General features: G+C 68.2%; 13 protein-coding genes. 9 read left to right on the top strand and 4 right to left on the bottom strand.

All coding sequences use genetic code 11. From position 1 onward, the window contains the following. The first annotated feature begins 59 nt into the window (after positions 1-59). The 6 genes from ABGB08_RS29110 to ABGB08_RS29135 all read left to right on the top strand — a co-directional run bounded on the left by ABGB08_RS29110 (position 60) and on the right by ABGB08_RS29135 (position 5,167). Positions 60-743 carry a helix-turn-helix domain-containing protein gene (locus tag ABGB08_RS29110; RefSeq protein WP_347596158.1) on the top strand — a complete coding sequence of 228 codons (684 nt, stop codon included), beginning with the start codon at positions 60-62 and terminating at the stop codon, positions 741-743. 194 nt (positions 744-937) lie between these two features. Beyond that, on the top strand, positions 938-1,846 hold the full coding sequence (rpsB, locus tag ABGB08_RS29115; RefSeq protein ID WP_347596161.1) for a 30S ribosomal protein S2: 909 nt from the start codon (positions 938-940) through the stop codon (positions 1,844-1,846). A 90-nt stretch (positions 1,847-1,936) separates the two neighbouring features. Continuing rightward, positions 1,937-2,770, top strand: coding sequence for a translation elongation factor Ts (gene tsf / locus ABGB08_RS29120; protein WP_347596164.1), 834 nt, complete (start codon positions 1,937-1,939; stop codon positions 2,768-2,770). A 159-nt stretch (positions 2,771-2,929) separates the two neighbouring features. Continuing rightward, positions 2,930-3,628: a UMP kinase gene (pyrH, locus tag ABGB08_RS29125; protein WP_218038490.1), complete on the top strand. Its 699-nt coding sequence runs from the start codon at positions 2,930-2,932 to the stop codon at positions 3,626-3,628. Positions 3,629-3,637: 9 nt separating this feature from the next. Further along, a complete protein-coding gene (gene frr / locus ABGB08_RS29130) occupies positions 3,638-4,195 on the top strand; it encodes a ribosome recycling factor (RefSeq protein WP_155360320.1) in 558 nt (185 codons plus the stop codon). A gap of 114 nt (positions 4,196-4,309) precedes the next feature. Next, positions 4,310-5,167, top strand: coding sequence for a phosphatidate cytidylyltransferase (locus ABGB08_RS29135; protein WP_347596168.1), 858 nt, complete (start codon positions 4,310-4,312; stop codon positions 5,165-5,167). A gap of 16 nt (positions 5,168-5,183) precedes the next feature. Here ABGB08_RS29135 and ABGB08_RS29140 read toward each other — a convergent pair whose 3' ends face one another. Beyond that, on the bottom strand, positions 5,184-6,194 hold the full coding sequence (locus tag ABGB08_RS29140) for a suppressor of fused domain protein (protein WP_347596197.1): 1,011 nt from the start codon (positions 6,192-6,194) through the stop codon (positions 5,184-5,186). Positions 6,195-6,384: 190 nt separating this feature from the next. On the opposite strand from ABGB08_RS29140, the gene rlmN reads away from it, so the two are divergent. Both rlmN and ABGB08_RS29150 read left to right on the top strand, forming a co-directional pair. Beyond that, positions 6,385-7,500 carry a 23S rRNA (adenine(2503)-C(2))-methyltransferase RlmN gene (rlmN, locus tag ABGB08_RS29145; protein ID WP_347596171.1) on the top strand — a complete coding sequence of 372 codons (1,116 nt, stop codon included), beginning with the start codon at positions 6,385-6,387 and terminating at the stop codon, positions 7,498-7,500. Positions 7,501-7,556: 56 nt separating this feature from the next. Then, entirely contained in the window at positions 7,557-8,216 is a 660-nt protein-coding gene (locus ABGB08_RS29150) for a DUF899 domain-containing protein (RefSeq protein WP_347596174.1), read from the top strand. Here ABGB08_RS29150 and ABGB08_RS29155 read toward each other — a convergent pair. Then, entirely contained in the window at positions 8,213-8,875 is a 663-nt protein-coding gene (locus ABGB08_RS29155; protein WP_347596177.1) for a hypothetical protein, read from the bottom strand. The two genes, ABGB08_RS29150 and ABGB08_RS29155, sit on opposite strands and share 4 nt — an antisense overlap. Before the next feature lie 28 nt (positions 8,876-8,903). Then, on the bottom strand, positions 8,904-9,623 hold the full coding sequence (locus ABGB08_RS29160; RefSeq protein WP_347596180.1) for an ABC transporter ATP-binding protein: 720 nt from the start codon (positions 9,621-9,623) through the stop codon (positions 8,904-8,906). Positions 9,624-9,695: 72 nt separating this feature from the next. Between ABGB08_RS29160 and ABGB08_RS29165 the strand changes: the two genes are divergently transcribed. After that, positions 9,696-11,087, top strand: a complete 1,392-nt coding sequence (locus ABGB08_RS29165; RefSeq protein WP_347596182.1) for a M1 family metallopeptidase — start codon at positions 9,696-9,698, stop codon at positions 11,085-11,087. Between the two features lie 331 nt (positions 11,088-11,418). Here the strand turns inward: ABGB08_RS29165 and ABGB08_RS29170 are convergent, their stop codons facing one another. Further along, positions 11,419-12,819 carry an IS1380 family transposase gene (locus ABGB08_RS29170; RefSeq protein ID WP_347596184.1) on the bottom strand — a complete coding sequence of 467 codons (1,401 nt, stop codon included), beginning with the start codon at positions 12,817-12,819 and terminating at the stop codon, positions 11,419-11,421. Positions 12,820-12,935: the final 116 nt, after the last annotated feature.

Here is a 12,935-nt window from a genome sequence, read left to right on the forward strand (position 1 = left end):
CAAGGCCCCAAAGGCCGGGCTCTGGGGGAGTCGGTTCGTCGTCCGAGCAGGAGTCCGCGATGTCGCGAATGCCAGGGTCGGACTCGTCCGGCGTCAGTTCGCGGTCCGAGCAGGAATCCCCGGCAGTGCCGCCGTCAGACCAGGAAACCAACCGGTATCGCGTCCTCACCGATGATGTGGGGGTCTTGCGGGCCATGGCCCACCCCGCTCGGCTGGCGATCTTGACCCGGCTGCAGACCGAAGGTCCCGCCACCGCCACCGAATGCGCCGAGGTTGTCGGGCTCTCGCCGAGCGCGTGCAGCTACCACCTCCGGATGCTGGCCAAACACGGCTTCGTCGAGGACGCTCCCGCGCGCGGCGACGGCCGGGAGCGCGTCTGGCGGGCGCTTCAACGAGGCTGGATGCTCCGCGACCCGGACCACGGCGAGCTCACGCCCGACCTCCTCGCCGCGCAGGACGCGGTCATCGAAACCGTGCTGGACGACGCGCGGAAGCGACTCGCCGAGTATCTCGGCCAGGCGGCGCGCGAGTCGTCCGAGTGGCGATCCGCCACCTCGCTCACCCACTCCGTCCTGCTGGCGGACGCCGACGAGCTCCGCGAGATCAGCGCGCGAATCGCCGAGATCCTCACCCCCTACAAAGTCGTGTTCCGCGACCCCGCCGAAGCCCCCACGGGCGCGCGCCTCGTGGAGGTTCATATCCGGCTGTTCCCCCGCCCGCCACGAGGCAGGAAAGCCGAGTAGCGGGGTCAAGGCCCCGGACAACTGAGGGTACGGATCCGGGTAGACTGTTCGGTGGCCTGCGGCATGTGGGCCGAATTCGCACGCCCATCACACGAACCGTTCCCTCGGTCCATCTGGCTGGAACGGTTCGGGGCGTCAGGGCGGGGGCCGCACGGCTCCCGCGGAACAACCGAGAACCATGGAGGACCATTTCAATGGCCACCCCCGTCGTCACCATGCGACAGCTGCTGGAGAGCGGCGTTCACTTCGGACACCAGACACGCCGGTGGAACCCGAAGATGAAGCGCTTCATCTTCACCGAGCGCAACGGTATCTACATCATCGACCTGCAGAAGTCGCTCGCCTTCATCGACCGGGCGTATGACTTCGTCAAGGAGACCGTGGCGCACGGCGGCACGATCATGTTCATCGGCACCAAGAAGCAGGCGCAGGAGTCGATCGCCGAGCAGGCGGCCCGCGTCGGCATGCCGTATGTCAACCAGCGCTGGCTGGGTGGCATGCTCACCAACTTCTCCACCGTGCACAAGCGGCTGCAGCGCCTGAAGGAGCTGGAGGAGCTCGACTTCGAGAACGTGGCCGCGTCGGGGCTCACCAAGAAGGAGCTCCTCATGCGCCGCCGCGAGAAGGAGAAGCTGGAGCGCACGCTCGGCGGAATCCGGGACATGGCCCGGGTGCCGAGCGCGGTCTGGGTGGTGGACACCAAGAAGGAGCACATCGGGATCAGCGAGGCCAAGAAGCTGGGCATCCCGGTGGTCGCGATCCTGGACACCAACTGCGACCCGGACGAGGTCGACTACCCGATTCCGGGCAACGACGACGCCATCCGCGCCGTCAGCCTGCTCACCCGGGTGATCGCGGACGCGGTGGCCGACGGTCTGATGACCCGCGCCGGCGCCGCCCGCGGTGACGACAAGCCGACCGGCGTGGCCGCCGCCGAGCCGCTGGCCGAGTGGGAGCGTGAGCTCCTGGAGGGCAGCGCCGCCCCCGCCGCCGAGGCTCCGGCCGAGGAGCCCGCCGCCGAAGCCGAACCGGCCCCCGAGGTCGCGGAAGTCACCGCTCCGGAAGAGCCGAAAGAGCAGGAAGACGGCGACGAGAAGGCCTGACCGGGTCAGGCACAGCAAGCTCCACCGGGTGGGCGCGTCCGAAGCGGAAACGCCCACCCGCTCCACGACGAAAACCCATGAGGAATGACAATGGCTTCCGTGAACATGGCCGATGTCAAGCGGCTTCGTGAGCTGACCGCCGCCGGCATGATGGACTGTAAGAAGGCGCTGGAGGAGTCCGAGGGCGACTTCGACCGCGCGGTCGAGCTCCTGCGTCTCAAGGGCGCCAAGGATGTCGGCAAGCGCGAGGCCCGCACCGCCTCCAACGGCCTGGTCGCTCTCCAGCAGGAGGGCGACGCCGCCGCGGCGCTGCTCGAGCTCAACTGCGAGACCGACTTCGTCGCCAAGGGCGAGCGTTTCCAGCAACTCGCGGCCGAGATCGTCGCGCACATCCTGGCCACCCGCCCGGCCGACGTGCCCAGCCTGCTGGAGTCCGAGCTGGCCGGAAAGTCGGTCAAGGAGCACCTGGACGAGGCCAACGCGGCTCTCGGTGAGAAGATCGAGATCCGCCGGTTCTCGGTGCTCGAAGGCGGCTACATCGGTGCGTACATGCACAAGACCGACCCGCAGCTGCCGCCGGCCGTCGGCGTGCTCGTCCAGCTGGACTCGGCCAACGCCGAGGTCGCCAAGGACATCGCGCAGCACGCCGCGGCGATGGCGCCGAAGTATCTGGACCCGACCGCCGTGCCCGGCGAGGTCATCGAGAAGGAGCGCGCGCTCTTCGAGGAGATGACCCGCGAGGAGGGCAAGCCCGAGCCCGCGATCAGCAAGATCGTCGAGGGCCGGATCAACGGGTGGTACAAGGACTTCACGCTGCTGGAGCAGGCGTTCGTGAAGGACAACAAGAAGACCATCAGGAAGTACGCGGACGAGGCGGGCGTCAAGGTGCTGGCCTTCACCCGCTTCAAGGTCGGCCAGGCATAGTCTGGGGGCAGTCCCCGTGAAACGCCTCAGGAGCTGACTCACGGATACTCGCTCAGCTTGAACCGCCACACCGAGGAGGCCGCCGACGTGCAGGAAAACACCGAACCCGCCACGCCGGCGGCCCCGTCGTACGACGGGCCGCTGCGCTGGAAGCGTGTGATGCTGAAGCTGTCCGGGGAGGCCTTCGCGGGCGGCGACTCGCTCGGCATCGACCCGGTCACCGTCGGCAAGCTCGCCGACTCCATCGCCGAGGCCGTCCGGGAGGGCCTGCAGGTCTCCGTGGTCGTCGGCGGTGGGAACATGTTCCGCGGCGCCGCGCTGTCGGAGCGCGGGATCGACCGCGCCCGCGCCGACTACATGGGCATGCTCGGCACCGTCATCAACTGCCTCGCGCTCCAGGACTTCCTGGAGAAGCGGGGCATCGAGACCCGGGTCCAGACCGCGATCACGATGCAGCAGGTGGCCGAGCCGTTCCTGCCCAGGCGTGCGATCCGGCATCTGGAGAAGGGCCGGGTCGTCATTTTCGGAGCGGGGCTCGGCTCGCCGTTCTTCTCCACCGACACCTGTGCCGCGCAGCGCGCCCTGGAGATCGGTGCGGAGGCCCTGCTGAAGGGCACCAAAGTGGACGGTGTATACGATGCCGACCCCCGCAAGAACCCCGACGCGGTGCGCTTCGACCGGCTGGAGTACAGCGAGGTCCTGGCGCGCGACCTCGCGGTCATGGACGCCACCGCGATCAGCCTGTGCAAGGACAACGGCCTGCCCATCGTCGTGTTCGAACTGATGGGCGAGGGCAACATCCTGCGGGCGGTCCGCGGTGAGAAGATCGGCACGCTGGTGAGTCCGGCAGGGAAATAGGGAGCCGCAGTGATCGAGGAAACCCTCTTCGAGGCCGAAGAGAAGATGGACAAGGCGGTGACGGTCGCCAAGGAGGACTTCGCGGCCATCCGGACCGGCAGGGTCACGCCCGCGATGTTCAACAAGATCAACGTGGACTATTACGGGTCGCTCACGCCGATCCAGCAGCTGGCGTCGTTCCACGTCCCCGAGGCGCGGATGGTCCTCATCCAGCCGTATGACAAGGGGTCGATGAGCGCGATCGAGAAGGCCATCCGGGACAGTGACCTCGGCGTCAACCCCGGCAACGACGGCGTGATCATCCGTGTGGTCTTCCCCGAGCTGTCGGGCGAGCGGCGCAAGGAGTACATCAAGGTCGCGCGTACCAAGGCGGAGAACAGCCGGGTGGCCATCCGCAACATTCGCCGGCACGCCAAGGAGACCCTCGACAAGATGGTCAAGGACGGCGAGACGGGCGAGGACGAGGTGCATCGCGCGGTGAAGGAGCTCGACGACCTGACCCAGAAGCATGTCGCGAAGATCGACGACCTGCTGAAGCACAAGGAAGCCGAGCTGCTGGAATTCTAGGCGGCGAACCGGCCGGCGGGCCGGTGGCGTCATCGTGATCCTTGTCCGCACGCAGCCACGAACGCCGCGGCGCCCGTACGGGCAGGGATCACGCGCATTAAGGGAGTAAACGGCTTGGACGACAACGATCCGGTGGGTACCGGCGACGCGCCCCCAGCGGCGGGCGGGAGCCGTACCGGGCGGAATCTGCCTGCGGCGATCGGGGTGGGGGCCGGGCTCGCGGCGCTGGTCATCGGGTCGCTCTACACGGTCAAGTCGTTGTTCCTGGTCGTGGTCATGGTGACCGTCGGCGTCGGCGTGCACGAGCTGGTGAAGGCGTTCGGGTCGCGGCAGATCCGGGTGCCGCTGGTGCTACAGCTGGCTGGGCTCGCGGCGATGCTGGGCGGTGCGTACTACGGCGGGCCGGTTTCGCTGGTCGGCGCGTTCGCGATGACCGTGCTGGTCCTGCTGGGCGTGCGGACATTTCAGGGCGCGGATGGGTTTGTACGGGATGCCACGGCCAGCGTCTTCATCGCGGTCTATCCGGCGCTCCTCGCCGGTTTCGTGGCGTTGCTGCTGCGCCCGGAGGATGGCGCCGACCGGGTGGTCACCTTCGTCGCGATCACCGTCGCCAGCGACATCGGAGGGTATGTCGCGGGGGTCCTGTTCGGACGGCACAAGATGTCACCGATCATCAGCCCGAAGAAGACCTGGGAGGGTTTCGCCGGGTCCGCGCTGGCCTGTGTCGTGGTCGGGGCCTGGCTGGTGGCGTGGCTGCTCGGCGGCGCGCTGTGGCAGGGCGCGATCCTGGGCGCGGTCATGGTCGTCTGCGCCACCATCGGCGACCTGATCGAATCGATCATCAAACGCGATCTGGGCATCAAGGACCTGGGCACCCTGCTCCCCGGTCACGGCGGCGCGATGGACCGCCTGGACTCGCTCCTGTTCGCCCTGGTCCCGTGCTGGCTCCTGCTAAGCCTCTTCATCCACTAAACGCCGATAAATCGGCTTAAATGCGGGTGTGCGGGGCTAGCCGGCTGGACAGCACCTCGTGCCCGCGCTCCGCCGCGAGCCGCAACTCGGTGTCCGTGATCGGCACAAGCCACAGCCACTGTACGGCGTCGCCCCCAAACGCAAATCCCGAAATATCCGGCAACCCCACCGGCTCCGCCAGCAAGATCACGCCCTCGTGGCCGTTGCCCAGCGGGAACGTGCCAGGCTGGTGATACCAGCGGGCCGTATGCCCGTGCCCCAGCCAGGTCACCGACCGCCACGGATACTGCCCCAGCCACAGGAACAACCGCGCCGCCACCCGGGGATCCTGCCGGGTCGCCACCGCGAGCTCCACCCGGGTAGGCGTGTCATACAGCTCAGCCGTCGGCATGCGCTGACAACTCATCCCCACCGTGGACAGGATCGTGTAATCCCGCCCAGGCCGCTCCGTCACCCCGATCCGCGGCAACCCGCCCGCGCTGGCGTCCCAATACCGCCCGGGCGGCCCCAACCGGCTGTCCAGATGCCCCATCACGAACTGCTGGAACGACGTCCAGCTCCCCTCCGCCTCCCGCCACTCCCAGTACGCCCTGGCCTTGCGCACCCGCGGCGCCAACCCGTCCAGCGCCTCCGCCAGCGCCCAGGCGAACGGCGATTCCCCCAGCGCGTCGCGCGCGTACCCCGGCATGCCCCGATCGAGATCGGCCCAGCCCGGGATGACGGCCAGCAGCTCCTCGCCCTCGTACAGCGCGACCCCGTCCCCCTCCTCGAACCACAGCACCCGCAGCCGCGTGCCGTCGAAGGGCTCGGTCCCCTGCGGGTAGCGGGTGTGCGAGCGCGGCATGATCGGCGGCAGCCCCGCGTTCAACCGGCCAAGATCGACGGAGGTCGGCGCGGGCACATGATTGGCCAGCCAGACCGCCCCATGGACGATGCCGCCCGGGTCGCGCAGGTAAGCTACGGACGACACCTGATCGCACTCGACGGACAGCGTGCGGCTCCCGTAGGGATTGGCGCTGGTGAGCATGCTGTCCAAACCTCACCTCCCGATCAGGACTCATTTACCAGAAACCCGTCCCATAGCCAGCCGCATAGCCGCCGGTTAGGCGACTCACCGTCGCGGCTGTCCAGATCACGACTTTCTAATAAATATGGCCGCTTCCCGCCGTCGTTAAGTGCAGACGCGGCGATGAGTATCGAGATCCGAAGGATGGGCAATGACCGAGGCGCCTCAGGCGGGCCAGCTGACCTTCATCGCGCCGCGCCGGGCCAAGCCGCAGCGGCACCTGGCCGACCTGACCATGGCCGAACGCCGGGCGGCGGTGGTGGAGCTCGGCGAGAAGGCGTTCCGCGCCGACCAGCTCTCCCGCCACTATTTCGGCAAGCTCACCGAGTCCGCCGACCAGATGACCGACCTGCCCGCCGCGTCCCGCTCGGTGCTCGCCCAGCTGATGCCCGACCTGCTCAGTCCGGTACGGGAGATCACCTGCGACAACGGCACCACCCGCAAGACGCTGTGGAAGCTGTTCGACGGCTCCCTGGTCGAATCGGTGCTGATGCGCTACCCCGACCGGGCCACGATCTGCGTCTCGTCCCAGGCCGGATGCGGCATGAACTGCCCGTTCTGCGCCACCGGCCAGGCCGGCCTGACCCGCAACATGTCCACCGCCGAGATCGTCGGCCAGGTCGTCGCCGCCGCCCGCACGCTGGCCAGGGGTGAGGTTCCCGGCGGCCCCGGCCGGATCAACAACATCGTGTTCATGGGCATGGGCGAGCCGATGGCCAACTACAAAGCCGTCATCGGCGCCGTGCACCGCATGGTCGACCCCTCACCCGACGGCCTGGGCATCTCCGCCCGCGGCGTCACGGTCTCCACCGTCGGCCTGGTCCCCGCGATCGCGAAACTCGCGAACGAGGGCCTTCCGGTCACCCTCGCCGTCTCCCTGCACGCCCCCGACGACGAGCTCCGCGACACCCTCGTCCCGATCAACACCCGCTGGCAGGTCGCCGAGGTCCTCGACGCCGCCTGGGCCTACGCCGCCAAGACCAAACGCCGCGTCTCCATCGAGTACGCGCTGATCAAGGACATCAACGACCAGGAATGGCGCGCCGACCTCCTCGGCCGCCTGCTCAAGAACAAACTCGTGCACGTCAACCTGATCCCCCTCAACCCCACCCCCGGCTCCAAGTGGACCGCCTCCCGCCCCGAAGACGAACGCGCCTTCGTCCACCGCCTGGAACACCACGGCGTCCCCGTCACCGTGCGCGACACGCGGGGCCGCGAAATCGACGGCGCCTGCGGCCAGCTCGCCGCCGCCAACCCGACCGCCTGACGGGTTTCGCACGGGCGCGCATGTATTTGCGGGGTGGATCCTCGTAGGTTGGGAGTATGACTCTTCCGAAGATTGTGTCTGCCGAGGAGTGGCAGGCCGCGCGTGATGAGCTGCTGATTGAGGAGAAGGCGGCCACGAGGGCGCTGGACGCGCTGGCCGCCAAGCGGCGGCGGCTGCCGATGGTGGAGTTCCGCACCGACTACGTGTTCGACGGGGCTGCGGGTAAGGCGGATCTGCTCGATCTGTTCGACGGGCGGCGGCAGCTGATCGCCTATCACTTCATGCTGGAGCCTGGGGGAGAGGCGTGCAGAGGGTGTTCGAGCTTTACCGACAACATCGGGAATCTGGCGCACCTGCACGCGCGGGACACGACGTTCGTGCTGACGTCGCGGGCTCCGCTGGCCGAGATCGAGAGCGTCCGGCGGCGGATGGGGTGGACGGTGCCGTGGTACTCGACGGCCGGAGGGGCCGATTTCAACGGGGACTGCGGGGCGCGGATCGATCAGGGGTTCGGGCTGAGCGTCTTCCTGCGGGACGGCGATCGGGCGTTCCGGACATACTTCACGACGTCGCGCGGGGTGGATCGCATCAGGCCCGACTTCGAGCTGCTGGATCTCACGCCGTACGGGCGGCAGGAGACCTGGGAGGACTCGCCTGAGGGGTGGCCGCAGACACCGCCGTACGGGTGGTGGCGGTATCACGACGAGTATCTCTAAGGGCGGGTACGGCGAAGCCCGGCATATCCCAATAGGCCTAGGCCGATCCATACGCCCGCCGATACGACGATGGCCGGGAGCCGGGCGGTCAGGTCGCCGTGGTTGGCCGCGTGCATCCAGGACATGGCGGGAAATGTCGCCCAGACCGATGAGGACCCTGCCATCAATATGGCGAAATATCCGCCTATGAGGGCGACGATGGAGATCGCGGGGGAGGGGAGGATGGCGCGGCTGGTGAGGGCGCCGATGACGGTCCCGGCCAGGATGGCCAGGGCGTGCAGGCCGATCCCCGTGACCAGCGTGCCCACCGGCGGAATCGCCGCGAAACCCCCGGCCAGCGGCCAGACCAGGGCGATCAGGGCCAGGATCGTGTTGCACGCGAGCGCCGCCAGCAATCCGCTCGCGACCTCCGCCCGCCCGACCGCGGTGAGCGCGATCATGCGCTGCTCGTCCGGTTCGGTGTCCAGCAATCCCCGGGCCGCCCACGCGAACGAGGGGATCAGGATCGCCGCCGAGTCCGCGTACGAGCTCAGCTCGTTCCCCACCGGGACCCCCGTCGCGTACAGCAGGCTGATCACGACGAGCAGTAGGAGCAGCGGCTGGAACGCCCGGTGGGAGCGGGCATAACCGGCGATCCGGAACCGGGTCAGGGCGATCATTCGGCGGCCTCCACGGGCTCGTCCTGGCTCAGGAGCGGTTCGTGGCCTTCCGCCCGTAGTTGCGCGGCCAGCTGTCGCGGGGCGGGCGTGCTGCCCGTGACAGCGGCAACCGGACCGAGACGTTCAGGGTGGGTTCGGACGCCTGCGTGGCCATCGGCCGGACCTGCGCGTCGCGGACCTCGTAGCGGGTGACGTTGGGGAGAGTGCGCAGGTCGCCCTGGTGGTCGCTGGCGACCACGATGCCGCCCCGGGTGGCGATCGCGTCCACGGTCAGCGCGATCTCGGCGCGGGCGGCGGTGTCCAGACCGGCGAAGGGTTCGTCCAGGATGAGCAGGTCGGGGCCGCAGAGCAGGGCCTGGGCGAGACCCACCTTGTGCGCGCTGCCCTTGGACAGGTCGGGTAACCGCTGGCCGAGCAGGTGGTCCATGCGCAGGCGGGACGTCCACTCGTCGATGGCCGATTCGTCCACCTTCCGGATCGCCGCGAGATGGCGCAGGTAGCCGGCGACGGTGAAAGGCTGGGCGGAGGGGAAACGTTCGGGGGCGTACCCGACGATGGCCGGACGCCCTGTGACCGTGCCGCGGGTCGGGCGCAGCAGGCCGGCGATCACTCTGAGCAGGGTGGACTTGCCGGAGCCGTTGGGTCCGACGACCTCGATCACGCTGCCGGGGGCCAACTCCAGGTCGACCTCGGCGAGCACCCAGGGGTCCTTACGCCGGTAGCGGAGGTAGAGGCCGGATATACGCATGATGCCGGAAGGATATGCGGAAATGCCCCTTTGACTGGAGTCACACGCGTGTAGATCCCAATAATGGGGCGCATGCTTCGCAGACGAACCCCCCTCGCGGCGCTCGCCGTCGCCGGTTTGACCTTACTCACCCCCGCCGCCGCGCACGCGGAGGCGTACACGCCGGGCTCGGCCGGGCTGGGGGATCCCTACTTCCCGCACGCGGGCAACGGCGGGTACGACGTCGCCCACTACGACCTCAAGCTGCGCTTCAACCCGAAGACCGACGTGCTTTCGGCGACCGCGACGATCACCGCCACGGCGACGAAGAACCTGTCGCGCTTCAATCTCGACTTTTCCGGCTTGAACGTCCGGAAGGTGGAGGTGGACGGGAAGAAGGCCAAATTCCGCCGCAAGGGCCAGGAGCTCACCATCACCGCCGCCTACGGCCTGGCCGACGGCAGCACGTTCACCGTCAAGATCGAGTACGACGGCAAGCCCAAACCCGTCAATGACCCGGAACTCGGCGTCACCGGCTGGATCCACACCAAGGACGGCGCGACCGCGCTCGGCGAACCCGACGGCGCGCGGACGTGGTTCCCCGTCAACGACAACCCGAAGGACAAGGCCACCTTCGCGTACACGATCTCGGTTCCGGCGGGCCTGACCGTGCTGGCCAACGGCGAGCCGCGCAATGTCGGGATTGTCCGGGTGCGTAATGGCTGGTCGTCGGTGAAGTGGGAGATGCGCGAGCCGATGGCCCCCTACCTGGCCATGGTCGCGATCGGCAAGTTCAAGGTCAGCCAGGGGGTGGCGGCGGGGGTTCCCAACATCACCGCGTACGACCCGGTGCTGGCCAAGACGTCCAAGCACCTGCACAAGACCACCGCCAAAGCCACCGAATGGGGCGTCAAGCACTTCGGCCCCTACCCGTTCTCCTCGACCGGCGGCATCGCCGACAAGGTGGACGTCGGGTACGCGCTGGAGACCCAGGGCCGCCCGGTCTACGACGGCGACGTCACCGACGACCTGCTGATCGTCCACGAGATCGCCCACCAGTGGTTCGGCAACAGCGTCGGCCCGCAGACCTGGAAGGACATCTGGCTCAACGAGGGCTTCGCGACCTACGCGGAATGGCTGTACGAGGAGACCCACAACGGTCCCACCGCCCAGCAGACGTTCGCGAGGCTGTACAAGAACAAGGGCGCGTTCTGGAAGCTCAAGACGGGCAACCCCGGCCGTAACGGCATGTTCGACTGGGAGGCCGTCTACCAGCGCGGCGCGATGACGTTGCACGCGCTCCGCCAGAAGATCGGCGACGACACGTTCTTCGAACTCCTGCCCACGTGGACAGAGAAGCACCGCCACGCCACGGCGACCACCAGAAACTTCATCGACCTCGCCGAGGAACTATCCGGCCAGGACCTCGACCCTCTCTTCAACGCCTGGCTCTACAAGGCAGCCAAACCAAAACTGAACCTCTAAACCCACGAAACGGCGCCGGGTCACTCGCCGTTATCCGGCGCCGTTAGCGTCACTCGTGGTTCTCGCCGCACCGGCGCCAAAAGCGGCCGGGGCATCCCGTGGGGTTGCTAAGCCTGGATCCACCGCTTGATTTCTGTGATCAATTCCCAGCCCAATTCCTCCACGAGGGCCGATTCCGCAGTTGAACGCAGTGTTTTCGGGCGTGGGAGGGCTGCCGCGCGCGGGTCGCGACTCGTCCACTGTCGACGGGCTCGGGGGCAGGGGCTGGTGCGCGGGTGCGCGGGTGACCATCGGGGTCGTGACTGTGGTGGTGACCGGGGGTTGGGGCTGGTCAGGCCACGCGGGCGGGTGGCGGGTCGTGGACGGCGTCAAAAGCGTTCGCCCATGCCCGCTGCCAGCGCCAATGCTCGGGCAGATGCAGGGTGAGGTGACCGCGGCCGTGCCGGGCCAGCCGTGCCGGGACCGCGATCAAGTGGCGGCGCACGGTGGCGCCGCGGGCCTTGGCATGGACGGGTCCGGCCAGGCAGCCGAGGGCGCGCAGCAGGTTGTGGGCGATCGCCGCCAGCGTGAGCCAGGCGGCGTTCGCGGTGAAGATCCCCGACGGCAAGTGTGCGAGCGGACCATCGACCAGATCCGCGTTGACCTGCTCGACGATCGCGTGGTCACGATGCTGTCCTTCCGCTTGCACCAGGTCGAACGGGCTGTCAGTGAAGATCGCGTGGTAGCGGTAGAGCGGGAACAGTTCGTCTTGACCACGCTCGGCCCGCTCGTTGAACCGCTTGACCCGCCGCACGATCAGCCGCGCGGTGATCGCCTGGCCCTTCTTCGAGGTGAACGCCGTGTAGCCGACCTCGGCGATCTGCGCATTGGAGACCCACCCGCCCGCCTGCTCGTCGAAGACCGCGTTCGGATACTCGATCGAGATCCATGCGCTGTCGGGGATCGCCGCGATCGCCGCCTTGATCTTCGGGTCCATCTTCGCGGTGACCGAGAACCGCACACCACCGCGGCGGCAGGTGCCCAGCACGGCGGCGTTGTAGAACGCCGAGTCACCGCGCATCACCAGGATGCCGGTCGCGCCCGCCGCCCGCGCGGTCGTGATCGACTCGGCGGCGAAGGAGGCCGCGCCGCGCGCGGAGTTCGCGGTCCCGCCGCGCAGGCGGGTGCCGGTGATGACCGGGGCGGCCAGCGGCGTCGACAGTGTCGAGATCAGCGTGTTCAGGCCGCGCATCAGCACGCTCTTGCCCTGAATCTTGGTGTGCCCAAAGCCGCTGCCCTGCTTGGCGTATCCGTAAGTACGGCGCTGCATCGAGTCCACGTCGAGGAAGGCCACCGTGCCGGCACCGGGCAGCAGCGGCGCATGCGCGGCCAGAGCGACCAGCAACTCGCGGCCGACCTTCTCCAGTTGGCGGACGTTTCCCCACCTCAGGCAGCGCAGGAACGAACCGAGGGTGGACGGGGCGCGGATGCCGTCGAACAGCTTGTCCATCCCGCCGTGCCGCAATGCGTCCAGATCGTCGATGCTGTCGGCTCCGGTCAGCATCCCGCCCACGATCGAGCAGACCTTCCGCGGCGCGTTCACGCCGAGCGGGTCGGCGACCTGGACGTGCTCGGCCACCATGCCGTTCAGGCCACACCGTTCGGCCAGTCGCATCGCTGAGGCCAGCCCGGCGTAGGCGACCATGTGCTCATCGTCGAAGACCGCATGGGTATTAACCGCGGCATGAAACAATGCCGGGTAGCCGGAGCACGTTACCGTGCTCCGGCCCCCTCAGAACCGTACGTGCCACTCATCGCGGCATACGGCTCAAGCAAGCCACAACGGCCGTCAGGTTGGCTGTGCTGGTT

Source organism: Acrocarpospora sp. B8E8 (assembly GCF_039871605.1).
Lineage (GTDB): Bacteria > Actinomycetota > Actinomycetes > Streptosporangiales > Streptosporangiaceae > Acrocarpospora > Acrocarpospora macrocephala.

Excerpts from the sequence above, each read along its gene's own strand:
- ABGB08_RS29110 (WP_347596158.1), top strand. The coding sequence starts at position 60 with ATGTCGCGAATGCCAGGGTCGGACTCGTCCGGCGTCAGTTCGCGGTCC.
- rpsB (WP_347596161.1), top strand. The coding sequence starts at position 938 with ATGGCCACCCCCGTCGTCACCATGCGACAGCTGCTGGAGAGCGGCGTT.
- tsf (WP_347596164.1), top strand. The coding sequence starts at position 1,937 with ATGGCTTCCGTGAACATGGCCGATGTCAAGCGGCTTCGTGAGCTGACC.
- pyrH (WP_218038490.1), top strand. The coding sequence starts at position 2,930 with ATGCTGAAGCTGTCCGGGGAGGCCTTCGCGGGCGGCGACTCGCTCGGC.
- ABGB08_RS29140 (WP_347596197.1), bottom strand. The coding sequence starts at position 6,194 with ATGCTCACCAGCGCCAATCCCTACGGGAGCCGCACGCTGTCCGTCGAG.
- rlmN (WP_347596171.1), top strand. The coding sequence starts at position 6,385 with ATGACCGAGGCGCCTCAGGCGGGCCAGCTGACCTTCATCGCGCCGCGC.
- ABGB08_RS29150 (WP_347596174.1), top strand. The coding sequence starts at position 7,557 with ATGACTCTTCCGAAGATTGTGTCTGCCGAGGAGTGGCAGGCCGCGCGT.
- ABGB08_RS29155 (WP_347596177.1), bottom strand. The coding sequence starts at position 8,875 with ATGATCGCCCTGACCCGGTTCCGGATCGCCGGTTATGCCCGCTCCCAC.
- ABGB08_RS29160 (WP_347596180.1), bottom strand. The coding sequence starts at position 9,623 with ATGCGTATATCCGGCCTCTACCTCCGCTACCGGCGTAAGGACCCCTGG.
- ABGB08_RS29165 (WP_347596182.1), top strand. The coding sequence starts at position 9,696 with ATGCTTCGCAGACGAACCCCCCTCGCGGCGCTCGCCGTCGCCGGTTTG.